Source organism: Streptomyces sp. NPDC032745 (genome assembly GCF_055579465.1).
This window is the reverse complement of the sequence record NZ_JBVING010000003.1, coordinates 177,709-199,466: the sequence shown is the minus strand read 5'-3', so window position 1 is coordinate 199,466 and position 21,758 is coordinate 177,709. Positions and strand designations below refer to the sequence as shown.

23 protein-coding genes are annotated in these 21,758 nt (G+C 73.0%); 14 read left to right on the top strand and 9 right to left on the bottom strand.

Features of this window, described 5'->3' with window-relative positions:
* Positions 1–5: 5 nt before the first annotated feature.
* On the bottom strand, positions 6–1,229 hold the full coding sequence (locus tag ACZ5WG_RS08720; RefSeq protein ID WP_468721694.1) for an acyltransferase family protein: 1,224 nt from the start codon (positions 1,227–1,229) through the stop codon (positions 6–8).
* Complete coding sequence (locus ACZ5WG_RS08715) at positions 1,222–2,250, bottom strand: alpha/beta hydrolase (protein WP_468721693.1); 1,029 nt, start codon at positions 2,248–2,250, stop codon at positions 1,222–1,224. Before ACZ5WG_RS08715 ends, ACZ5WG_RS08720 begins: the two co-directional genes overlap by 8 nt.
* Positions 2,251–2,481: 231 nt before the next feature.
* Here ACZ5WG_RS08715 and ACZ5WG_RS08710 point away from each other — a divergent pair, with 231 nt between their 5' ends.
* Positions 2,482–2,997 carry an HIT family protein gene (locus ACZ5WG_RS08710; protein WP_468721691.1) on the top strand — a complete coding sequence of 172 codons (516 nt, stop codon included), beginning with the start codon at positions 2,482–2,484 and terminating at the stop codon, positions 2,995–2,997.
* Between the two features lie 46 nt (positions 2,998–3,043).
* On the opposite strand, the gene ACZ5WG_RS08705 is transcribed toward ACZ5WG_RS08710, so the two are convergent.
* The 4 genes from ACZ5WG_RS08705 to ACZ5WG_RS08690 form a co-directional block, all read right to left on the bottom strand.
* Positions 3,044–3,649: a LysE family translocator gene (locus tag ACZ5WG_RS08705; protein ID WP_468721690.1), complete on the bottom strand. Its 606-nt coding sequence runs from the start codon at positions 3,647–3,649 to the stop codon at positions 3,044–3,046.
* Between the two features lie 5 nt (positions 3,650–3,654).
* A complete protein-coding gene (locus tag ACZ5WG_RS08700) occupies positions 3,655–4,056 on the bottom strand; it encodes a nuclear transport factor 2 family protein (RefSeq protein WP_468721689.1) in 402 nt (133 codons plus the stop codon).
* A 137-nt stretch (positions 4,057–4,193) separates the two neighbouring features.
* Complete coding sequence (locus ACZ5WG_RS08695; protein ID WP_468721687.1) at positions 4,194–4,736, bottom strand: MarR family winged helix-turn-helix transcriptional regulator; 543 nt, start codon at positions 4,734–4,736, stop codon at positions 4,194–4,196.
* Complete coding sequence (locus ACZ5WG_RS08690; RefSeq protein ID WP_468721685.1) at positions 4,729–5,370, bottom strand: DJ-1/PfpI family protein; 642 nt, start codon at positions 5,368–5,370, stop codon at positions 4,729–4,731. Before ACZ5WG_RS08690 ends, ACZ5WG_RS08695 begins: the two co-directional genes overlap by 8 nt.
* Before the next feature lie 188 nt (positions 5,371–5,558).
* On the opposite strand from ACZ5WG_RS08690, the gene ACZ5WG_RS08685 reads away from it, so the two are divergent.
* The 4 genes from ACZ5WG_RS08685 (at position 5,559) to ACZ5WG_RS08670 (ending at position 11,075) form a co-directional block, all read left to right on the top strand.
* Entirely contained in the window at positions 5,559–6,941 is a 1,383-nt protein-coding gene (locus ACZ5WG_RS08685) for an aminotransferase class III-fold pyridoxal phosphate-dependent enzyme (RefSeq protein ID WP_468721684.1), read from the top strand.
* 163 nt (positions 6,942–7,104) lie between these two features.
* A complete protein-coding gene (locus tag ACZ5WG_RS08680; protein WP_266665442.1) occupies positions 7,105–7,785 on the top strand; it encodes a GntR family transcriptional regulator in 681 nt (226 codons plus the stop codon).
* Positions 7,782–10,271 (top strand): glycosyltransferase, encoded by a 2,490-nt coding sequence (locus ACZ5WG_RS08675; RefSeq protein ID WP_468721683.1) that lies wholly within the window; start codon positions 7,782–7,784, stop codon positions 10,269–10,271. The genes ACZ5WG_RS08680 and ACZ5WG_RS08675 overlap by 4 nt, the downstream gene beginning before the upstream one ends.
* 153 nt (positions 10,272–10,424) lie before the next feature.
* A complete protein-coding gene (locus ACZ5WG_RS08670) occupies positions 10,425–11,075 on the top strand; it encodes a hypothetical protein (RefSeq protein ID WP_468721682.1) in 651 nt (216 codons plus the stop codon).
* A 132-nt stretch (positions 11,076–11,207) separates the two neighbouring features.
* Here ACZ5WG_RS08670 and ACZ5WG_RS08665 read toward each other — a convergent pair whose 3' ends face one another.
* The gene (locus ACZ5WG_RS08665) at positions 11,208–11,972 is read right to left on the bottom strand and encodes an SLATT domain-containing protein (RefSeq protein ID WP_468721680.1); all 765 of its coding nucleotides are present in this window, start codon (positions 11,970–11,972) and stop codon (positions 11,208–11,210) included.
* A gap of 266 nt (positions 11,973–12,238) precedes the next feature.
* On the opposite strand from ACZ5WG_RS08665, the gene ACZ5WG_RS08660 reads away from it, so the two are divergent.
* The 7 genes from ACZ5WG_RS08660 to ACZ5WG_RS08630 all read left to right on the top strand — a co-directional run bounded on the left by ACZ5WG_RS08660 (position 12,239) and on the right by ACZ5WG_RS08630 (position 18,442).
* Positions 12,239–12,604 carry a YbaB/EbfC family nucleoid-associated protein gene (locus ACZ5WG_RS08660; protein WP_468721679.1) on the top strand — a complete coding sequence of 122 codons (366 nt, stop codon included), beginning with the start codon at positions 12,239–12,241 and terminating at the stop codon, positions 12,602–12,604.
* Positions 12,605–12,641: 37 nt separating this feature from the next.
* On the top strand, positions 12,642–13,241 hold the full coding sequence (recR, locus tag ACZ5WG_RS08655; protein ID WP_030152816.1) for a recombination mediator RecR: 600 nt from the start codon (positions 12,642–12,644) through the stop codon (positions 13,239–13,241).
* Positions 13,234–13,890 carry a DUF5063 domain-containing protein gene (locus tag ACZ5WG_RS08650; RefSeq protein WP_468721678.1) on the top strand — a complete coding sequence of 219 codons (657 nt, stop codon included), beginning with the start codon at positions 13,234–13,236 and terminating at the stop codon, positions 13,888–13,890. Before recR ends, ACZ5WG_RS08650 begins: the two co-directional genes overlap by 8 nt.
* A gap of 141 nt (positions 13,891–14,031) precedes the next feature.
* The gene (locus tag ACZ5WG_RS08645; protein ID WP_468721677.1) at positions 14,032–15,306 is read left to right on the top strand and encodes an aspartate kinase; all 1,275 of its coding nucleotides are present in this window, start codon (positions 14,032–14,034) and stop codon (positions 15,304–15,306) included.
* Complete coding sequence (locus ACZ5WG_RS08640) at positions 15,303–16,379, top strand: aspartate-semialdehyde dehydrogenase (RefSeq protein ID WP_468721675.1); 1,077 nt, start codon at positions 15,303–15,305, stop codon at positions 16,377–16,379. The genes ACZ5WG_RS08645 and ACZ5WG_RS08640 overlap by 4 nt, the downstream gene beginning before the upstream one ends.
* 171 nt (positions 16,380–16,550) lie before the next feature.
* Positions 16,551–17,345, top strand: a complete 795-nt coding sequence (locus ACZ5WG_RS08635) for a SigE family RNA polymerase sigma factor (protein WP_468721674.1) — start codon at positions 16,551–16,553, stop codon at positions 17,343–17,345.
* Positions 17,342–18,442 (top strand): hypothetical protein, encoded by a 1,101-nt coding sequence (locus tag ACZ5WG_RS08630; RefSeq protein ID WP_468721673.1) that lies wholly within the window; start codon positions 17,342–17,344, stop codon positions 18,440–18,442. The genes ACZ5WG_RS08635 and ACZ5WG_RS08630 overlap by 4 nt, the downstream gene beginning before the upstream one ends.
* Here ACZ5WG_RS08630 and ACZ5WG_RS08625 read toward each other — a convergent pair.
* Both ACZ5WG_RS08625 and ACZ5WG_RS08620 read right to left on the bottom strand, forming a co-directional pair.
* Positions 18,408–19,226, bottom strand: a complete 819-nt coding sequence (locus tag ACZ5WG_RS08625) for an SURF1 family protein (protein ID WP_468721672.1) — start codon at positions 19,224–19,226, stop codon at positions 18,408–18,410. The genes ACZ5WG_RS08630 and ACZ5WG_RS08625 overlap by 35 nt on opposite strands.
* Positions 19,227–19,281: 55 nt before the next feature.
* Positions 19,282–21,075, bottom strand: a complete 1,794-nt coding sequence (locus tag ACZ5WG_RS08620) for a S9 family peptidase (protein WP_468721670.1) — start codon at positions 21,073–21,075, stop codon at positions 19,282–19,284.
* A gap of 102 nt (positions 21,076–21,177) precedes the next feature.
* On the opposite strand from ACZ5WG_RS08620, the gene ACZ5WG_RS08615 reads away from it, so the two are divergent.
* Positions 21,178–21,342 carry a hypothetical protein gene (locus ACZ5WG_RS08615; RefSeq protein ID WP_159047224.1) on the top strand — a complete coding sequence of 55 codons (165 nt, stop codon included), beginning with the start codon at positions 21,178–21,180 and terminating at the stop codon, positions 21,340–21,342.
* 90 nt (positions 21,343–21,432) lie between these two features.
* Positions 21,433–21,600: a hypothetical protein gene (locus tag ACZ5WG_RS08610; protein ID WP_468721668.1), complete on the top strand. Its 168-nt coding sequence runs from the start codon at positions 21,433–21,435 to the stop codon at positions 21,598–21,600.
* Positions 21,601–21,758: the final 158 nt, after the last annotated feature.

The following is a 21,758-nucleotide window of genomic DNA, read 5'->3' as shown; positions in this document are numbered from 1 at the left end:
CCAGCCTAGGCATGGTGGATCACCTCGTCGGACGCCCGCAGGGTGCGGGCCGCGGTCCCGGAGCCGGTGACCGTCCGGGAGGCGGTCCGGGAGGACATGCTCCGCTTCGGCCGCCTGGTCTGCTCGTACGTACGGAACGCGGCCCAGCAGACGCCGAGCGCGGCGGCGAACACCGGCAGCCACAGCAGCCGGGCGGCTATCCACTGCGCGGAGTCGGGCACGGTGTGCAGTCCGGGCAGATCGGCGGGGGCCAGCAGTCCCAGGGAGGTGACGGCCATCATCGCGGTCTGGTGCCACAGGAAGATCGTCATCGCGGACAGGTTCAGCAGGGCCACCTTCGCCCAGGCCCGGGGCCGCCGCATGGCCCGGTCCAGCGGCCCGCGGAGCAGCAGGGCCAGCCCGCACTGGGCCAGGCCGAACGCGACGGCGGCCAGCGTCGGCGGGTTCAGGTTCGATATGGGGGCCCCGGGGACACCGACCATGGACGCCGGATACCCGCCCCACAGCACCAGCGCGGCGGTGGCGGCCGCGCCCCCGCCCACCAGCAGCGCGGCCGGAGCGCGCCGGGCGAACGTCCCGCGGGACCAGGCGGCGCCCAGGGTGTAGGGGACGAGCCAGCCGGCGGCCACATTGACCCAGCCGATCCACTCGGGCCCGCCGAGGCCGAACCGCCACACGTCCACCCCCGCCACCACCGCCAGCGGCCACAGTGGATTGAGGCGGGCCACGAGCGGGGTCGCGGCTGTGAGCACGGCGAAGACGAGGAGGAACCAGAGGGGGGAGAGGACGAGCTTGACCAGGGTCTGGACGCTGCCTGGTTCGGCCCCGCCGAGCAGCATCCCGCCCGCCGTGACGGCCCAGAGGACGAGCACCGCGGCGACCGGCCGGAACAGCCGGGACAGCCGCTGCCCGACCCACGCCCCGTACGGGACCCCGCGCTCCCGCGCCGAGGCGTGGCTGCGGGCGGCGACGTGGCCGCCGACCAGGAAGAACACGGCCAGCGTCTGGAACAGCCAGGACACCGGCGCCAGCCAGGGCAGGTGGGCCAGCGGACTCGTGGTGCTCAGGCCGCCGTCGGCGGTGGTCAGGGCGGTCACCAGCCAGTGGCCCAGCACCACGCCGAGGATGGCGAAGGCCCGCAGCGCGTCCACGGTCCGGTCCCGGTCGGGCGGTGTGCCGGCGTCGATGCGGTCCGCGAGGACGGACCAGCGGGCGCGGAGCTTACGCACGGGGTACCTCCGGGGTGGTCGGGGCGGCGTTGGCCAGGGCGATGCGGGTCAGGCTGTCGAGGGACGCGGTGCCGGGCTTGAGGTAGTCGCTGTGCCCGCCGGGGCCGGCGTCGAACGGCCGCGCTCCGAAGGCGGGGTCGACGGGGTCGGTGCCGAAGCCGATCCCGCCCAGGCGGACATGGGGGACATGGCCGATCCAGTCGGCGCCGCCCCGCCCGGCCCAGACCCGGGCGCCGGTCGGCAGTTCGGAGGCGGATCCGGCGCCCGTGCCCGGACTGCCGAACAGGGCGATGTCGGTGACCCGGGGGCCGGTGCCGGTCCGGGCGCAGACCACGGAGCCGTACGAGTGGCACAGCAGCGACAGCCGGGCCCCGGGTGCGGCGGCCCGCCCCAAGCGATCGAGGAAGGGACCCAGTTCGGCGGCCGCCGCGTCCGCCCGGTCCGCGGTCAGGACGGTCGCGCTGACCGTGCCGGGGGTGTCGTACCCGAGCCAGGCGACCACGGCGGAGTGCGGGTGCTCGGCCTGGAGGCGCTGCTGCAGGGCGACCGCGCCGGCACGGAACCTCTGGTAGGTGTCCAGCGTGGTGTCGGAACCGGGCACCAGGACGGCGACCCGGTCGGCGGTCTCCAGATCGCCGATCACCTCGACGGCCCGCCCCTTGCCGCGGCCGTCGAAGGTGAGGAACCGGGCCGTCCCGCCGGCCTCCATGGCGCGCAGCTTCGCGGCCCGGCCGGTGCGGCCGGCGTCCTGCGCCATGCGGGCCGCCTCGGCGAGGTTGGCGCCGTTGCCGGCGTACCGGTCCGGGAGCGCGGTGTGTTCGGCGAAGGCGACGGGCGCGGGTGCGGGGACATCGGGAGAGGCGGCGGCGGACACGGGGAGTACGACGGCCGCCGAGACGAGGCCGGCCAGCAGGGTGCGACGCAGACGGCCGCTGGGGCGTCCGGCCCGACCGCCTTCGGGGCGACCGCCGTCGGGGCGACCTGCTGTGCGTCCTGCGAGGCGTCCTGCGGGGCGGGTCATGGCGGGTCCCTGTTCCTTCGCTCGATCCAGAGGGGCTGAACTCACGAGGGGCTGACCCCGCGTCTTCTCTGGTTCCGACGTTAGGAATTGAGGGGCATCATCGGCGTCCCGCTGGGGAGCGGCTTCTGCGGATAGCTCTCAGGTATGACAGGGGAAACCTGAGAGCCACGGGGCGCAGCGGGCGGTCATCCCCCGGCAGGCATCCCCCAGGCGGTCGACTAGGGTCCCGGGATGACCAACGGCAACAACGGGAACCACAACGCCAGTCACTCCGCCGCCTGGCGCAACGACCGCATAGGCAGCGCGCATCGGGGCGAGAACCCGACCCTCCTGCGCCGCCTCGACCAGGGATTCGCCGTGATCGGCGACCGGCAGTTCCTCCCCGGGTACGCGGTGCTGCTGACCGACGACCCGTCGGTGACCCGGCTCTCGGACCTGCCCCGGGCGCGCAGGACGGCGTACCTCGCCGACATGGACCGGCTCGCCGAGGCCGTCGAACGGGCCTGCCGCCGGCTCGACCCCGCCTTCCGCCGGGTGAACATCGAGATCCTCGGCAACACCGACCCGTACCTCCACGCCCACATCTGGCCGCGCTACGAGTGGGAGCCCGCCGACATGGTCCGGATGCCGGTGTGGCGGTACCAGCAGGAGGAGTACTGGAGGGGGAGCCGGTACGAGCTGGCGGACCGGCACGACACGCTGCGCGTCGCCATCGGCGAGGAGCTGGACCGGCTGGCCGAGGGCTGAGCCCCGGACCGTACGTACGCCGCGAGTACTGCGGCCACCACGGTGATCACGGCGTCGTCGCCACGCGGATGCCGAAGCCGATCAGGACCACGCCCGTCGCCCGGTCCAGGACGCGGCGCACGCGCGGCCGGGCGAAGAAGCGCCGGGCGCGCGAGAGGACGTACACGTACGTGCCGAGCCAGGCCACCGTCAGGACGAGGTGGATCAGGACGAGCAGTGCCATGCCGGTGGCCGGGCGGAGGCCGGACGGCACGAGGGCGGGCAGCAGGCCGGTGTAGAAGACGGCGATCTTGGGGTTGAGGGCGTTGCCGACCAGGCCCGTCCGCCAGGCGCTGCCCGCCGCGGAGCCGCGTACGGCGGCCGGCTCCACGCCGGGCCGGCGCAGGGACTGGACGCCGAGGAAGCAGAGGTACGCGGCGCCCGCGAGCTTCACCGCCAGGTACACCTCGGCCGAGGCGGCGAGCAGCGCGGCGAGGCCGGCGACGGTGAGGGCGCCCCACAGGAGGAGCCCGGCGGTGATCCCGGCGACGGTGCGGAGCCCGTCGGCGCGGCCGCGGGAGACCGCGCGCTTCGTCACGACGGCCATGTCGGGGCCGGGGACGAGGGTGAGCAGTGCCAGGACGCCGGTCGCGGTCAGGAGTTGCGTGAGCACGCGGCTCAGTCTGCCACCAGGGGCTCCGCGAGCGGTTCGACGAGGGCCGCGCGCCAGCGGGGGGCCGGGTCCTGGCCGGGGCTGGTCCAGTACTCCCGGGCGCCGACGATCTCTCCGTCCTGGACGGTCCACAGGGACACGGCGCGGTAGACGACGTGTTCCTGGGGGATCTCCACCTCGGTGACGACGAGGTCGCCGTCCGCGAGGATGCGCAGGAGTTTGACGGACCTCTCGTCGGTGTAGGCCTCGTCGCTGTTCACGGCGATGAAGTTGTCCCTGCCGACGATGCGTTCGCCGCTGACGGGCCATTCGATGACTGCGTCTTCGGCGATGAGGCGGGATACGGCGGGCCAGTCGCGGGCGCCGATTCCCTCCCACAGTTGAGTTATTACGGTCAGCGGCTCCATGGGGGGCAGTGTGCGGTGGGGGTGACGGGGGCAACAAGCTTTGCCTGCAGGATTATTGACCTCGACATAATCCGGTGCCGTGTCGTTTCCGGGGGCCAGCCCCGCCCCGGGCGCCCCTGCCCCCGGGGCCCCGCGCCTCAAGCGCCCGCGGTGTCGGCGGTGCCCGCGGTGCCGGTTTCGGTCGCGTCGGCCAGCAGCGTGTCCACGGCCTTCGTGAGGCGGTCCAGGACCCGGACCGTTTCCGCGAAGGCGGCCTCGCCCAGTTCATCGGCCAGGCGGGCGGCCAGGGCGGCGTGGGCCGGGGTGATGCGGGCGACCGCGGCGCGGCCCTCCTCTGTCGGGCAAAGCAGTTTCGCGCGGCGGTGGGCCGGGTTCGGGACGTACTCCGCGAGACCCTTGGCCGCGAGCAGGTCCGCGATGCGCTGGACGCTCTGCCGGGTGATGCCCATGACCCGGGCGATGCCCGCCACCGGCAGGGGCTCCTGGAGCACCGCGCCCAGCACCTGCCACCAGGCCGCGGTCAGCCCGGCCGGCCGGGCCAGTTCCTCGGAGAGCGCGAGGAACCGGCCGTTCAGCCCGAACACCCCGAGCGCGGTGCGGCTCAGCAGATCCTGCCGGGCCCGTACCGACAGGGGTTCCGGCAGGGGTTCCAGCAGGGGTTCCGGCGGGGAGTCAGGCATCGCCGCGCTCCGCAGCCGCCATCAGGACCGGGAACGCGCTGGCGTCCGAGTCGTGGAACAGGCGGTACCAGGCGTTCAGGACGTCCGGCTTGTAGACGTCCAGCCGGGCGAAGACCTCCCGGGCGAAGGCCACCGGTTCCGTCGGGCCCGCCGTGATCAGGTCGCCGTCCGTCATCGCGTCGGCCTCGACGTACCGCTCGGCGCCCGCGTAGCCCGGCTGCTGCGCCAGGTAGAAGGAGGCCGCGCTGGTGTGGGCGCGGTCGTCGAGCAGGCCCTCCCGGGCGAGACCTGCCGTGGCCCCGCAGATCGCCGCGACCGGGACCCCGGCCGCCAGGAACTCGCGGGCCTTCGCCGCGAAGGGGGCCAGGTCGTCGCCGGAGTCCCACAGCGAGGCGCCGGTCAGGATCAGGAGGGAGGAGTCCTCGGGGGAGAGGTCCGCGAGGGCCAGGTCGGGCTGGATGCGGACACCGCCCATGGTGGTGACCGGCGCTCCGGCGGCGGGGCCGACCGTACGGATCTGGTGGCCGCGCTGGGCCAGGTGTGCCGTCGTGTGCCCGGTCTCCCAGTCGGCGTACGTGTCGTAGACCGCCAAGTGGACCGGCCTGGCGGTGGGAGCGGTGGTGGGAATGGTCATCTCGTCGCCTCCTCCATCTGCACTTCGTGGGGTATGACAGCAGGCTGTCAGATAGGCAGCATGCTGTCAATCAATGCCTTCAGCACACACAGGCACAGACACATGCAGACAGACTGCCGAGACCCGGCCCCCACCCGCAGACAGTCCGCCGATATCCCTTCCCACCTGCGCACTTTTAGCGTGGCCGCATGACCCCTCACGTCGCCTCCGACGCCCCCGGCGCCTCCCGCGCCGACGGCGCGGCCGTCAAGGCCGCCGACCGCGCCCACGTCTTCCACTCCTGGTCCGCCCAGGCCCTGATCGACCCGCTCGCCGTCGCCGGGGCCGAGGGGTCGTACTTCTGGGACTACGACGGCAACCGCTTCCTCGACTTCTCCTCCCAGCTGGTGAACACCAACATCGGCCACCAGCACCCCAAGGTCGTCGCAGCGATCCAGGAGCAGGCCGCCCGGCTGTGCACCCTCGCGCCCGGCTTCGCCGTCGACGTCCGCTCCGAGGCCGCACGCCTCATCGCCGAGCGGACCCCGGGCGACCTGGACAAGGTCTTCTTCACCAACGGCGGCGCCGAGGCCGTCGAGAACGCCGTACGGATGGCCCGGCTGCACACCGGCCGTCAGAAGGTGCTCTCGACCTACCGCTCCTACCACGGGGCCACCGCCGCCGCGATCAACCTGACCGGCGACCCGCGCCGCTGGCCGTCCGACACGGCCGCCGCCGGGGTCGTGCACTTCTGGGGCCCGTTCCTCTACCGCTCGGCGTTCCACGCCACCACCGAGGCCGAGGAGTGCGAGCGCGCCCTCGCGCACCTCGCCGACACCATCGCGTTCGAGGGGCCGGCGACCATCGCCGCGATCATCCTGGAGAGCGTGCCCGGCACCGCCGGGATCATGACCCCGCCGGCCGGCTACCTCGCGGGCGTACGCGAGCTCTGCGACCGCCACGGCATCGTCTTCATCCTCGACGAGGTCATGTCCGGCTTCGGGCGGACCGGCAAGTGGTTCGCCGCCGAGAACTGGGGCGTCACCCCCGACCTGATCACCTTCGCCAAGGGCGTGAACAGCGGCTACGTGCCGCTCGGCGGCGTGGCCATCTCGGCCGCCATCGCCGAGACCTTCGCCACCCGGCCCTACCCTGGCGGCCTGACGTACTCCGGCCACCCCCTGGCCTGCGCCGCCGCCGTGGCGACGATCAACGCCATGGAGGAGGAGGGCGTCGTCGAGCACGCCGCCCACCTCGGCGAGAACGTGATCGGCCCGGCGCTCGCCGAGATCGCCGAACGGCACCCGTCGGTCGGCGAGGTCCGCGGCCTGGGCGCCTTCTGGGCCCTGGAACTCGTACGGGACAAGGAGACGCGCGAGCCGCTCGTCCCCTACAACGCGGCCGGTGCCGACAACGCACCGATGGCCGAATTCGCGGCGGCCTGCAAGGCCTCCGGCCTGTGGCCCTTCGTGAACATGAACCGGACGCATGTCGTCCCGCCGTGCACCATCACGGAGGCGGAGGCCAAGGAGGGCCTGGCCCTGCTGGACGAGGCGCTGACGGTCGCGGACCGGCACACCACGTCGGCCTGACCGGCGACGGTCCGGCACCGCCCGACGACGGCCCGACGACGGCCCGACGACGGCCCGACGACGGCCCGGCTACGGCCCGACCGGAAACCATCCGCGTTCGATCGGTTTCAGCCGCGCTGCCTGGCCTAAGGTGTCCGAAGTTCACTTAAGGAGACGGACCCTTATGTCAGGCAGCGGCGCTGTCACCCGCAACACACTTCGCCAGCAGATCGCGGACGCGCTGCGTGACGAGGTGCTCGCGGGACGCCTGCCACCGGGCACCGAGTTCACGGTCAAGCAGATCGCCGAGCAGTACGAGGTCTCCGCGACCCCCGTACGCGAGGCACTGGTCGACCTCGCGGCCCAGGGGCTGCTGGAATCGGTCCAGCACCGGGGCTTCCGCGTGCGTGTCTACACCGTGGACGACTACCGGGGCATGATCGAGGCCCGTACGCTCATCGTGGACGGGATCTTCCGGCGGCTCGTCGAGCGCGGCACCGCGCCCGGCTCCGGCGAAATGCTGGTGTCGGTGCGCCGTCGTGCCGAGGAGGCGTGCCGGGCCGCGCAGAGCGGCTCGCTCGAAGTGCTGATCGGCTACGACCTGCGCTTCTGGAGGGAGCTGAGCGGGCTGGTCGGCAACACGTACATCTCGGAGTTCCTGCACCGGATCCGGGTGCAGTGCTGGGTCTTCGCCGTACCGCACCTGAAGGCGGCGCCGGATCTCCACACCGGACTGTGGTCCGGGCACAACGAACTGGTCGACGCAGTGACCCGCGCCGACGCCGACGAGGTGCGCAGCCTCGTGTACGCGTACAACCAGCACGGGCTGGACTGGGCCGCGGGCCTGAAGGCGGTCGGCGCATGACCGACACCGCAGCGACCGGTGAGACCTGCGTGACCGGCGAGACCTGCGTGACCGGTACCGATGCCGCCCCGGCCTGGCTGGGCGCCGTCGGGCTCTCCGTCGTCATCCCCGTCCACGACGACGAGCACCGGATCGGCGCGAGCCTCGAGGCCGTCCGCGAGCACCTCGACGCCCGCCTCGGCACCGGACCCGGCGACTGGGAGCTCCTCGTCGTCGACGACGGCTCCGCCGACGGCACGGCCGCCGTCGTCGAGGCCGCGGCCGCCGAAGAGCCCCGGATCCGACTGGTCCGCTCCGAGCACCACCGCGGCAGGGGCGCCGCGCTGCGCGCCGGAGTACTGGTCTGCGCCGGGGAGCGGGTGCTGCTGACCGACGCCGGGCTCAGGACGCCCCTGGCCGAGCTGGACCGGCTGGAGCAGGCCCTGGGCCGGGAGAGCCAGGAGAGCCGGGAGAGCCAGGAGAACCGGAGCGGCGGCGAGCCCGCGGCCGCCGCCCTCGGCCGGACGGGAAACCGCCTGGTCCGAGCTCTGGGCATTCCCGGGGTACCCGGTTTCCGCTCCGATACCTGCGGCTTCGCGCTCTTCGACGGGGACCGGGTGCGCGCCGCCTTCGGCGCCTCCGTCCTCGACGGCCCGGCCGTCGACGCCGAGGTGCTGCGCTGGATCCGCCGCCAGGGCTGGCCCGTGGCCGAGGTACCGGTGCGCCGCGCTGCGCAGCCGGCGCCGGGGCCCCGCCGGACCGCCGGCGACCGGCGCCGCGCGCTCGCGGAGCTGTTCCGGCTGAACGCCGGCGGCCTCGCCGTCGCCGCCGTCTTCCTCGTGCTCTCCGGTTACGTTTTCCACGGCCTGTGGGCGGACCTCGACGGCCGCTACCTGAAGGACGCGCTCCAGGACCAGAACCAGTGGGAGTGGTTCGTCGGGGTCGCCACCGACAACATCACCCACCTGCGCAATCCGCTCTTCACCACCGCCCAGGGCATGCCCGACGGCGTGAACCTGATGGCCAACGCGACCATGCTCGGCCTGACCGTCCCGCTGATCCCGGTCACGCTCCTGTTCGGGGAGACCGTCACCTTCGCGCTGGTCCTCACGCTCGGCATGGCCGCCAGTGCGTGGACCTGGTACTGGCTGATCCGCCGCCGCTTCGTGCACAGCCGCTGGGCCGCCGCCGCGGGCGGTGCGCTCGCCGCGTTCGCGCCGCCGATGGTCTCGCACGCCAACGGCCACCCGAACTTCGTCGTCCTCTTCATGATCCCGCTGATCATCGACCGGGCCCTGCGCCTGTGCGAGGGCCGCAACGTGGTCCGGGACGGTGTCCTGCTCGGCTTGTTCGCGACGTACCAGATCTTCCTGGGCGAGGAGCCGCTGCTCATCGCCGCGCTCGGCATGCTGGTCTTCTCGCTGGCGTACCTGCTGGTCGACCGCCGGCGCGCCCTCGAGGCCGCGCGGCCGCTGGGTCTCGGCCTGGTCATCGCCGCCGGGGTCTGCGTGCCGCTGCTGGTCTTCCCGCTGTACTGGCAGTTCTTCGGCCCGCAGAGCTACCACTCGGTCCTGCACGGGGACAACGCCGGGAACAGCCCGCGCGCCCTGGTCGAGTACGCCGCCCGCTCCCTCTTCGGCGACGCCGAGACGGCGGGCCGGCTCTCGCTGAACACCACCGAGCAGAACGCCTTCTACGGGTGGCCCCTGCTGGCCTTGGGCGTGGCCGTGTGCGTGTGGATGTGGCGGCGTACGGTCGTCCGCGCGCTCGCGATCACCGGCGCCGTGGCGCTGCTGCTGTCCCTGGGGCCGTGGGTGCCCGTGCCGCGGACGGACGTCGTGCTGCCGGGGCCCTGGCGGCTGATGGTGAAGCTGCCGCTGTTCGAGTCGGTGATCGAGGGGCGCGTGGCGATGGTGTGCGCCCCCGTACTGGGCGTGCTGCTCGCGCTCGCGCTGGACCGGATCGTACGGACGCGCACGCGCGAGCTGCGCACGCTCGGTCTGCTCGCGGTGGCGGCGGCGCTGATTCCGGTGCTGCCGCTGCCACTGGCCGTACGGGAGCGGGCGCCGGTGCCGGCGTTCATCACCTCGGGCGCGTGGAAGGGCTACGTCAAGGACGGCGAAGCGCTCGTTCCGGTGCCGCTGCCGGACCCGGGCCAGGCGGACGCGCTGCACTGGCAGGTCGAGGCGGACTTCGGCTTCCGGCTGGCCGGCGGCTACTTCAACGGCCCGTGGGGGCCCGACCGGATCGGCATCTACGGGGCCACCCCGAGGCACCTCTCGAACCTCCTGCGGGACGTCCGGTACGGGGCGCAGCCGCCGGAGATCACCCCGCAGTGGCGGGAGCAGGCCCGGCTGGACCTGGAGTTCTGGAAGGCGGGCGCGGTCGTCCTGCCGTTCCAGGACCGGGAGGCCGAGCTGCGGGGCATGATCAGCGAGCTGCTGGGGCGGCAGCCGGAGAAGGTGCAGGACGCATGGGTCTGGAGGGTGGGTCCGGGGCAGGTGTAGCGGGCGGCTCCGGAGCGGGTTCTGCCTGGTTGTGGCCCAGGTTCCGCCGCAGGTTCGCCAAGGGTTCCGCCACAGGTTCTGCGCAGCCCTTCGCGGAGGGTGTTCGGCGCACTACGCTGACCGAATCGGCGACAACGACTGATCGGAGCCCGCGTGGCCTGTGACCTGTGGCTGGTCCCCCTTGTCGACGTGCTGTGCCACAGCCCCGACAACCCCTTCGCGGAAGAGATCGCCTCGTACGACAAGGCGCTGGGCGAGGCGGGGCTGCCGTCCGTGCCCGTGTTCGCGTACATGCCGGGCCTGAGCGGGGACGTGGCCCCCGTCGCCGGCTTCGACTACGACGCCCTGCACTTCCTGCGGCGGGCGTACCTGCTGCAGGTCTGCGGGCTGCCGGTGACTCCGGTGGACGAGCTGGGCGGGGACTACGAGCAGCTGCTGGAGATGTTCGAGCCGACGGCGCAGCAGTCGCATCTGGTGTGGCACTACGACCATGCCGGGGCGTACGTGCCGGTGGACTTCGCGGCTCCGCTGGCCAACGAGGAGCTGTTGGCCGGGGGCGGGCCGCTGGGGTCGGCGCAGGGGTTGCTGCGGGAGCTGATGGTGGTGGCGCCGGCGATCGGGATCGACCCGGGGAATCCGCCGGTGGCGCCGGTGGCGCCGGGGCGGGCCACGTCGTTGGAGGAGCCTGCGGGGCCGATTCCCTATGACGAGAACCCGTTCGCGCGGGAGCGGCACGTCTGGCTGGGGCTGCATGCGGCTGCGACGCGGAGCCTGGGCCAAGGATCGATGATCATCTTCAGCTGAGCGCTGCATTCGCCGGGGCGGGGGTGCCGGGTTCCGCTGCGGAGCCTTCTCCCCGCCCCGCCCTTTCTCCGTATCCCGGGGCACGGCCCCGGACCCCGGACGCGGTGCCGGATCTGCCGGGGCCGGCACGGGTCAGCGGGGTTGTTCCGGGGGGCGCTGGCGGGGCATGTTCGGGCGGGTGCCCGGGGGGAGGGGGAAGCGGGTCGGGGGGAGGCCTGCATCGGCCCGGGACGACGGGGCGCCGAGCGACTGCATCACCAGCGGCGCCGGGCCCGAGGAGAACTCCACCATCCACTCCGCGGTCTCGGACCGCACCAGCTCCGTCACGTCCTCCGAGAAGCGCCGCAGGACGGTGAGGCAGCGCTCCGCCGCCTCGCTCGCCGTGCCCTCCGTGGGGCCCAGGACCTCCCGTACGTTCTCCGAAGCCCAGTCGAACTGGAGCGTCTGGAGGCGGCGCTGCACCGCCTGCGCCGTCGCCACGTCCCGCATCCAGCCCGAGGTCAGGCCGAAGAAGCGGTCGCAGGCCAGGCAGGCCGCGGCCAGCAACAGCGACAGGTAGCCGTACGGCATCGCACCGGTGGCGGACCCCGTGAGCCCCACCAGCGGAATCGAGGCGCCGGCGACCGCCCCCACCGCCGCACCGACCCGCAGGACCCGCGCGCCCCGGCGCTTCCACGCCCGGTCGGACAGATACCACTCCGCGGTGCGCAGCGCATCGGCCTCGACCCGCCGGTAGAGCTCGTCCAGCCGCTCGGCCGGCTCGCCCCAGTCCCCGAGGGGGAACGGTCCGCCGGTCAGATCGCCCGCCGCCATCGGTCCGCTGCCCTCCTCCCGGGAGTCCCGGGGTTCCCGGGGATCCCGGGGTGGCCCCTCGGGCTGCATCTCCGGCTGGCTCACCCGGCACTCCCTCTGCCTGCGCTGACGTGTGGTGGTGCGCGTGTGCGCAATGATGCGCATGCCCTTCCTACCTTCGAATGGCGGCCGATGGGCGGCGAATCCGTGGTTTTCCGCCCGCAGGGAGGTCTCCATCAGGTACGCGCACGCCCCGTCCATCACTCGAAAGAGTTGGTCCTCACGGCGTAGGGCGCGCCGCGCGGTGAGCACGTAGGCTCGGATTGACCAAGCTGCTCCAGGCTTGGACGACGCTACGGAGTGAGTGACCTGTGATTCCCGGTGGTGGCCAGCCCAACATGCAGCAGCTGCTCCAGCAGGCCCAGAAGATGCAGCAGGACCTTGCCGCGGCGCAGGAAGCCCTTGCGCAGGCCGAGGTCGAGGGTCAGGCCGGCGGCGGCCTGGTGAAGGCGACCGTCACAGGTTCCGGTGAACTGCGTGCACTGGTGATCGACCCGAAGGCCGTGGACCCGGCGACCGCCGATTCCCTCCAGGAGCTTGGCGAAACCCTCGCCGACCTGGTCGTCGCGGCGGTCCAGGCGGCCAACGAGAACGCCCAGGCGCTGCAGCAGGAGAAGCTGGGCCCGCTGGCCCAGGGCCTGGGCGGCGGCAGCGGCATCCCCGGTCTCCCGTTCTAATCCCTCTACCCCCACCCATACCGAAAGAAGGCAGTCCGTGTACGAAGGCGTGGTCCAGGACCTGATCGACGAACTGGGCAGGCTGCCCGGCGTCGGGCCCAAGAGCGCGCAGCGGATCGCCTTCCACATCCTGCAGGCGGAGCCAACCGACGTCCGGCGCCTCGCGCACGCGCTGCTCGAGGTCAAGGACAAGGTCCGGTTCTGCGCCGTGTGCGGGAACGTGGCGCAGGAGGAGCGGTGCAACATCTGCCGCGACCCGCGCCGCGACACCACGGTCATCTGCGTGGTCGAGGAGCCGAAGGACGTCGTCGCGATCGAGCGGACCCGCGAGTTCCGGGGCAGGTACCACGTCCTCGGCGGCGCGATCAGCCCGATCGAGGGCGTCGGCCCGGACGACCTGCGCATCCGCGAGCTGCTGGCGCGCCTCGCGGACGGGGAGGTGACCGAGCTGATCCTCGCCACCGACCCGAACCTGGAGGGCGAGGCGACCGCCACGTACCTCGCCCGCATGATCAAGCCCATGGGCCTGAAGGTCACCCGCCTGGCCAGCGGGCTCCCCGTCGGGGGAGATCTGGAGTACGCGGACGAGGTCACGCTCGGGCGGGCCTTTGAAGGAAGGCGACTTCTCGATGTCTGACGCAACGCTGCACGCCCTGGGCCAGGATCCGGACGACTTCGCCGTCCAGATCGCGGACCAGATCGAGTCCTTCATCGTCGCGGTCACCGAGGTGGCCAAGGGCGAGGACCCGGACAGCGCGGTGCCCTTCCTCCTCCTGGAGGTGTCCCAGCTGCTGCTGGCGGGCGGCCGGCTGGGTGCGTACCAGGACGTCCTGCCCGACGAGCGCTACGAGCCCGACCTCGGCCCGGAGCCGGACGTGGACGAGCTGCGCGAGCGGTTCGCCTACATGCTGGACCCGGTCGACGTGTACTCCGAGGTCTTCGACCCCTACGAGCCGCGCAAGGCGCCCGTCGCGCACCGGATCTCCGACGACCTGGCCGACGTGGTGGCGGACCTGCGGCACGGCCTGGCGCACTACCGGGCGGGCCGGACGACCGAGGCGCTGTGGTGGTGGCAGTTCTCGTACTTCTCCAACTGGGGCCAGACGGCCTCGGCCACGCTGCGCGCCCTGCAGTCGCTGGTCGCCCACGTACGGCTGGACCAGCCGTTGGAGGCCCTGGACGGCCTGGACACCGACGAGGACCTGGCCGAGGACGACCTCGCCGAGCAGGCCGGACGGGTGATGGCCGAGGAGATCGGCACCCGGCTGGGTGTGCACGGGAAGTAGGCCGGCCACGGGAGGTGGGGAACCCGTCGGACGGGAACCCCGGCTTTGATCTGTTCGTCTCATGATGCGGTACGAAGCGGTCGGATCGCGGCCGCTCGTTACACTGCACCAGCAATGAGACGGACTGAGCGAGGAGCGCACGTGGGCCTTGTCGTGCAGAAGTACGGAGGCTCCTCCGTAGCCGATGCCGAAGGCATCAAGCGCGTCGCCAAGAGGATCGTGGACGCCAAGAAGAACGGCCACCAGGTGGTCGTCGTGGTTTCCGCGATGGGCGACACGACGGACGAGCTGATCGATCTCGCCGAGCAGGTATCCCCGATGCCTGCCGGGCGCGAATTCGACATGCTGCTGACCGCCGGAGAGCGTATCTCCATGGCCCTGCTGGCCATGGCGATCAAAAACCTGGGCCACGAGGCCCAGTCGTTCACCGGTAGCCAGGCAGGCGTCATCACCGACTCGGTCCACAACAAAGCGCGCATCATCGATGTCACGCCGGGCCGGATCCGCACTGCGCTGGACGAGGGCAACATCGCCATCGTCGCCGGCTTCCAGGGCGTGTCGGCGGACAGCAAGGACATCACCACCCTCGGCCGGGGCGGCTCGGACACGACCGCCGTCGCGCTCGCCGCGGCGCTGGACGCCGAGGTCTGCGAGATCTACACCGACGTCGACGGCGTCTTCACCGCGGACCCCCGCGTCGTGAAGAAGGCCCGGAAGATCGACTGGATCTCCTCCGAGGACATGCTGGAGCTCGCGGCCTCCGGCTCCAAGGTGCTGCTGCACCGCTGCGTCGAGTACGCGCGCCGCTACAACATCCCGATCCACGTCCGCTCGTCCTTCTCGGGACTGCCGGGCACCTGGGTCAGCAACGAGAATCCGCAAGGGGACGCGCAGGTGGAGCACGCCATCATCTCCGGAGTCGCGCACGACGTCTCCGAAGCCAAGATCACGGTCGTCGGCGTCCCGGACAAGCCGGGCGAGGCCGCGGCGATCTTCCGCGCCATCGCGGACGCCGAGATCAACATCGACATGATCGTGCAGAACGTGTCCGCCGCGTCCACGGGCCTGACGGACATCTCCTTCACCCTCCCCAAGACCGAGGGCCACAAGGCCATCGAGGCCCTGGAGAAGGCGAAGGGCAAGATCGGCTTCGACTCCCTGCGCTACGACGACCAGATCGGCAAGATCTCCCTGGTCGGCGCGGGCATGAAGACGAACCCGGGCGTCACCGCCTCGTTCTTCCAGGCGCTGTCCGACGCGGGCGTGAACATCGAGCTGATCTCGACCTCCGAGATCCGCATCTCGGTCGTGACCCGCCAGGACGACGTCAACGAGGCCGTCCGCGCCGTGCACACGGCCTTCGGCCTCGACTCCGACAGCGACGAGGCCGTCGTCTACGGAGGCACCGGACGATGACCGCGACCCGGTCGACCCCGGCTCCGGCGCTGGCCGTGGTCGGGGCGACCGGAGCAGTCGGCTCCGTGGTGCTCCAGATCCTGTCCCAGCGGGCGGACATCTGGGGCGACATACGCCTGATCGCCTCCCCGCGCTCGGCCGGCCGCATGCTGGCCGTGCGCGGTGAGGAGAGCGAGGTGCTCGCCCTCACCGAGGACGCCTTCGACGGCTTCGGGCAGGGCGACGTGGTGCTGTTCCTGACCCCGGCCGAGGTCTCGGCCCGCTGGGCCCCCGTCGTCGTCACGCGCGGAGCCGTCGCCGTCGACCAGTCCGCGGCCTTCCGGGAGGACCCCGAGGTGCCGCTGGTGGTGCCCGAGGTCAACGCGCAGGCCGTACGGACGCGGCCGCGCGGGATCGTCGCGAGCCCGGACTGCGTCACCGCCTCGATGATCGCGGCCCTGGGCGCGCTGCACGCCGAGTACGCGCTGGCCGACCTGACCGTGTCCTCGTACCAGGCCGCGAGCGCGGCCGGCCGGGCAGGCTCCGAGGCGCTGCGCCGCCAGCTGTCGCTGGTCGCCGAGACCTCCCTGGGGGAGCAGACCGGGGACGTGCGGCGCGCCGTGGGCGAGGACGCCGGCCCCTTCGCGGCCCCGCTCGCCCTGAACGTGGTCCCGTGGTCCGGTGAGCTGCGGGACGGCGGATGGTCCTCGCACGAGCTGGCCGTACGGGCGCAGACCCGCCGTGTCCTGCACCTGGACGCGCTGCCGGTGGCGGTGACCTGCGTACAGGTGCCGGTGCTCACCGGGCATTCGCTGAGCGTACGGGCGCGGTTCGAGGCCGAGGTGGACGCCTCGCACGCCCGGGAGATCCTGGAGGCCGCGCCCGGCGTGGTCGTCGTGGACGACCCGGCGGCGGGGGAGTTCCCGACCCCGGTGGACGCGGCCGGGACGGATCCGGCCTGGGTGGGGCGGCTGCGGGCCTCGCTCGACGATCCGCGCTCCCTCGAGTTCTTCGTGTGCGCCGACAATCTCCGCAACGGAGCCGCCCTGAACGCCACTCAGATCGCGGAACTGATCGCTGGTGAATTCGCGTAATTCACTTTGTAGGATCAGTGCTGATCCCTTGATCAAGGTGATGGCCTGACTGCCGCCTGGGGACGGGCGGGGCAATCAGGAAGAGCGGGTGCGCATGAGGGCAATAGGGACTTTGCTGGTGAGGCTGCCTCGCGCGTACAACCCTGGTGGGGGGACGCGTGTCCAACTGGCGTGGCAGAGGCACTTCTCGACTTCGCCGTCGTACCGGTGCGCAGCGCAATCAGTGCGCCGCGCCGGCTTTCCCGTGTGCCCGCGTCCGGCGGCTACCCGGTGATCGTTCCCGTCCCGCCGGCCGTGCCGTCGGCTGCGCCGGCCGCGGCACCCGTGGTGACGCCGGTCGCCGCGCCCTCCGCCGTACCGACCCGGGGCGGCCGCGTGCCCGCGCCCCGCGATAGCGCGGAGGCCGCGGGGAGCGGGGAGGAGGCGTCCGCCGCAGGCGAGCCGGTCGCCGCCGAGCGCGCCGTCGTCGCCGGCACCACGGTCGACCACCTCACCGAGACCTACCAGGCCCACTACCGCTCGCTGCTCGGCCTGGCCGCGCTGCTCCTCGACGACACCGCCTCCTGCGAGGACGTCGTCCAGGAGGCGTTCATCCGCGTCCACTCGGCCCGCAACAGGGTTCGCGATCGGGACAAGACACTGGCGTATCTGCGCCAGACCGTCGTCAACCTCTCGCGCTCCGCGCTGCGCCGCCGCATCCTCGGCCTCAAGCTGCTCTCGAAGCCGATGCCGGACATGGCCAGTGCCGAAGAGGGCGCGTACGACCAGCTGGAACGGGACGATCTCATCAAGGCGATGCGCGGACTCCAGCGGCGTCAGCGCGAGGTGCTGGTGCTGCGGTACTTCGCGGACATGACGGAGGTCCAGGTCGCCGAGACGCTCGGCGTCTCGCTCGGCTCGGTCAAGGCGTACGGATCGCGGGGCATTGCCGCGCTGCGGGTGGCGATGGAGGCTGCGCAGTCATGATGGACGACCACACTCCGCCGGGCGGCGCGGTCGAGGAGCAGGCGCTGCGGAGCCTGCTGCGCGGAGCCGTCGAGGGCCTGGAGCCCTCCGAGGGCGCGCTCGAGCGGCTGCGGTACGCCGTCCCCGTACGCAGGACCCGCAAGCGGCAGGCCCTCGTCGCGGCGGCGGCGGCCGTGCTGCTGGCCGGGACGGCGATCCCGGCGGCGCTGCACCTGCACATCACCGGCGGCGAGGGCGGCGCGCCCGACCACTCCGCCATGGCCGGGCACGGCGAGGAGCCGGGCGCCACGGCGGGCGGCAGCACCTCCGACCCGCACCAGAACGGCTCGGGCTCCCCGTCCCAGTCCGCCGAGGCAGCCGGCAAGGGCGCGGAGAGCGGCGGCGTGCACCCGGAACCGGAGTACGGCGGATCCCCGACCGGCGGCGGTACGGCCGGCCCGCCCACCGGGGGAGCCTCGGCGGGCGCCTCGGCCGGCACCGGCCCGATGCCCCCGGCGGCGGCGTCCGGACTGCCCGGGTGCAGCGCGGCGCAGCTCGGCGTGCAGGGCACTGCCAAGGCCCCGGAGGCCGACGGCAAGGTGTACGGCAGTTTCAAGGTCACCAACGTCTCGGCGCGCGGCTGCACCGTCATCGGCCCGGACACCGTGACCGCGGCCTCGGTGACGGCCTCGGCGCCCGGCCAGGGCTCGGGGGTCACCGTGGTCGGCCACACGGCGGGGGACCCGGCGGCCGGGCTGCCCGACCCGACGGCGGAGACGCCGCTGCTGCTGCTCCAGCCGCAAACGGCGTACGAGGTCCGCTTCGCGTGGGTGCCCTCGGCGCAGCCCTGCCCGGCGGCCTCGCCCGACCCGGGGCCCAAGCCCCCTGTGGACGGTGCCCAGGACACCGGGCAGCGCGCGTCGGGCGCCGCAGCGGCGGGCCCGGAGCCGGACACGGGCAGTCCAGCCCCGGACAACACCGGGGTGGCGGTGACCCACACGCCGAACACGGCGCTGCCGGGGGCGCCGACCACGCAGACGACGATCCCCGCGGCGTGCGGGGGGACGGTCTACCGGACGGGCGTCATTCCGCTGGACGCGCCGAAGCCGAAGCCGTAGCCGCGGCGCCGGCCGGCTCCTGCACGGCAGGCTCCGGCAGCAGCCCCGCCTCCGCGTCGCGCAGGGTCTCCACCTCGCGGCGGTAGAGCCGGAACCACATGAACAGCACGAAGGCGGCGAAGACGAACCACTCGCCGGTGTAGCCGAGGTTCTGGAAGGCCTTCAGGTCGAGCCCGGTGTTGCTCGGCGCCTGCGCGGGGACCGGGGTCAGTCCGTCCGCCGGGGTCTGCACCGTCAGCCAGGCGTCGTACAGCCCGTACGGCACGAGGTTGACCAGCGAGGCCGCCCCGATCACCCCGAGCTGCCCGGCCGGGAGCCCGCCCGAGGCGTACACGCCCTTGCTGCCGGCGCTCTCCGACGCCTGGAGCGCGCCGGTCACCTCGACCCGCCCGGCCGGTGCGGCCGGAGCCCGGGCCGCGTCCGCCGCGCCCGGCAGCCAGCCCCGGACCACCGGGACGGCCTTGCCGGTGTCGGTGCGCAGCAGGGTCAGCACGTAGAAGCCGGACTTCCCGTCGAGCCGCCGCTCGGGGACGAGCAGCTGGTCGGCGTACTCGCCGGAGACGGAGGCGAGGCGTCCGGAGGTCTTCTTGTCCACCGGGAGCAGCGAGTCCAGCGGTGCGGCCACCTGGTCGGCGGGGCGTGCGCCGGCCGCCTCCTTGTGGCTGTCGACGCGGTCCTCGAACCGGCCGAGCTGCCAGGTCCCCATGAACAGGCAGACGGGAACGGCGAGCGCGACGAAGACGTTGATCCCCCACCAGCGCGGGGTCAGGAGAAACCGGTGCACCCCACCACCGTACGGGGGGTGCACCGGATCACCGGGGCCGGGGCCGCCGCCGGGGCTACTGCGGCAGGTGCTTCTGCACGAACTCGAGCTCCATCCGGACCTGCTTGATCCGCTCCTCCACGACGAGCGAGCCGTGCCCGGCGTCGTACCGGTACACCTCGTGCACCGCCCCGCGCGCCGCCAGCCGGTCCACGTAGTTCTCGATCTGCCGGATCGGGCAGCGCGGGTCGTTGACGCCCGCCGCGATGTGGACGGGGGCCTTCACGGCGTCGACGTACGTGAGGGGAGAGGACGCCTCGAACCGCTCCGGGACCTCCTCCGGCGTGCCGCCGAAGAGGGTGCGGTCCAGGGACTTCAGCGCCTCCATCTCGTCGTGGTACGCCGTGACGTAGTCGGCGACCGGTACGGCGGCCAGGCCGACGGCCCAGGCCTCGGGCTGCCTGCCCAGGCCCAGCAGGGTCAGGTAGCCGCCCCAGGAGCCGCCGGAGAGCACGAGGCGCGCCGGGTCGGCGAGGCCGGAGGCCACCGCCCACTCGCGGACGGCCTCGATGTCCTCGAGCTCGATCAGGCCGACGCGGTGCTTGAGGGCGTCGGTCCACTCGCGGCCGTACCCCGACGAGCCCCGGTAGTTGACCCGGACGACCGCGAAGCCGTGGTCCAGCCAGGCCGCCGGGGTCGCCGCGAACGCGTCGCTGTCGTGCCAGGTCGGGCCGCCGTGCACCTCGAAGACGGTCGGGAAGGGGCCGTCGCCGTGGCCCTCGGGCCGCTGCGCCAGCGCGTGGATCCGCCCGCCGGGGCCGTCCACCCACACGTCCTCCACCGGCACCGAGCCGGGCGGCCGGAACCCCGGGGGATCCAGGACGATCCCGCCCGCGGTGGACCGTACGGAAGAGGGCTCGGCCGCCGAGGACCACTGGTACTCGACCGTGCCGTCGGGCCGGGCCGTCGCGCCCGAGACCGTGCCGGGCGGGGTGTCCACCCTGGCGAGCTCCTGCGCTGCCAGGTCGTAGCGCCAGAGCTCGCTGCGCGCCTCGAAGCTGTGCGCGATCAGCAGTGCGGAGCCGTCCGGGTACCACTCGGCGCTCACATCGCCCGGCAGCTCGATCGCCAGGTCCTGCTCGGCGCCGGTGGCCACGTCCCACACCATCGGCTCCCAGCGGCCGCGCCGCTGGTGGCCGACCAGCAGCCGGGTGTCGCCGGCGACCGGCGCGAAGCCGAGGACCTCAAGGCCCAGCTCCACCGTGCCGCCGCGGGAGTCGTCGAGCTCGGCGACCGTGGCGCCGTCGAGGGTGACCACGCGCAGGGCCGAGTGCATGGCGTCCCCGTACTCGGTGTGCTCGATCGCGATCAGGGTGCCGTCGTGGGAGAGGTCGCCGACGCCGGCCGACTCGCGGTGCCGGTAGATCACCACGGGCTCGGTGCCGTCGGGCCGCACCACGTGGACGGTCGAGCCGTCCTCGTCGGTGGAGCGGCCGACGACCGAGGTCCCGTCGCGGCCGATGGCGAGCCCGCCGGGGTACGAGGGCTCCAGCCCGGGGGTGGCCGGCTCGTCGGGGCCGCCCGCGAAGGGCTGGCGCACCCAGGTGCCGAACTCGTCGCCGTCGGTGTCGGAGAACCACCAGATCCACTCGCCGTCGGGGGAGAGGGTTCCGTCGGTGGTCCCGTTGGGGCGGTCGGTCGCCTGCCGCTGCGTGCCGGTCGCGCGGTCCCAGGCGTAGAGCTCGTAGGTACCGGTCGCGTTCGAGACGAAGAGCGAGCGGTCCGGGGCGTCCTCGGCCCAGTCGGGCAGCCCGACGCGCGGTGCCCGGAAGCGCTTCTCCCAGTCCGGCATGGCCGTGTTGTCAGTCATACCCCCCATGTAACCCGATTGGCGCTGCCGGATGGTCGTGAAGGGCGGGAGGGGGCAGCGTGGGCGGGGTCCCACCCAGCCGTTTTCCAGTGAGGAGCGATCATGGCGAAGAAGCGCAAGGAGTCGACTCAGGAGAACCTCCGGTCGTCGGAGTCCGGGACTCCGCAGAAGCCGGCGCAGCTGATCGAGGACGTCCGACAGGCCCAGACGGAGGCCATGAAGGAAGACCGGATGCGCGAGCAGCGCCGCAAGGGCGGGCGCGGCTGACCCTGGCGCCTCTCCCCGGATGCCGCCTCCTCCGAACGGAGGGACAGTGGAGGGCGTAGGCCCTCCGGCGTGTCCCGAGGAGGAGTGATCATGGCCAGGAAGGCTCGTACCGGCACGGCGCAGACCGCGGAGCGCGCGCACGAGCGGGCGAAGAACACGGCGGCCGAGGCGCGCGCCAAGGCCGCGGTCAGAGACGTGCAGTCCGTCTCGGCGAAGACGAGGGGCATGCAGCAGAAGGCCCAGGCCAAGCGTGGCTGAGCCGCCGCCCTTGCCGATTCACCGGTCGTGGGGGGGGGGGGGGGGGGGGGGGGGGGGGGGGAGGGGGGGGGGGGGGGGGGGGGGGGGGGGGGGGGGGGGGGGGGGGGGGGGGGGAGGGAGGGGGGGGGAGGGGGAGGGGGGAACGGAAGAAGAGAGGG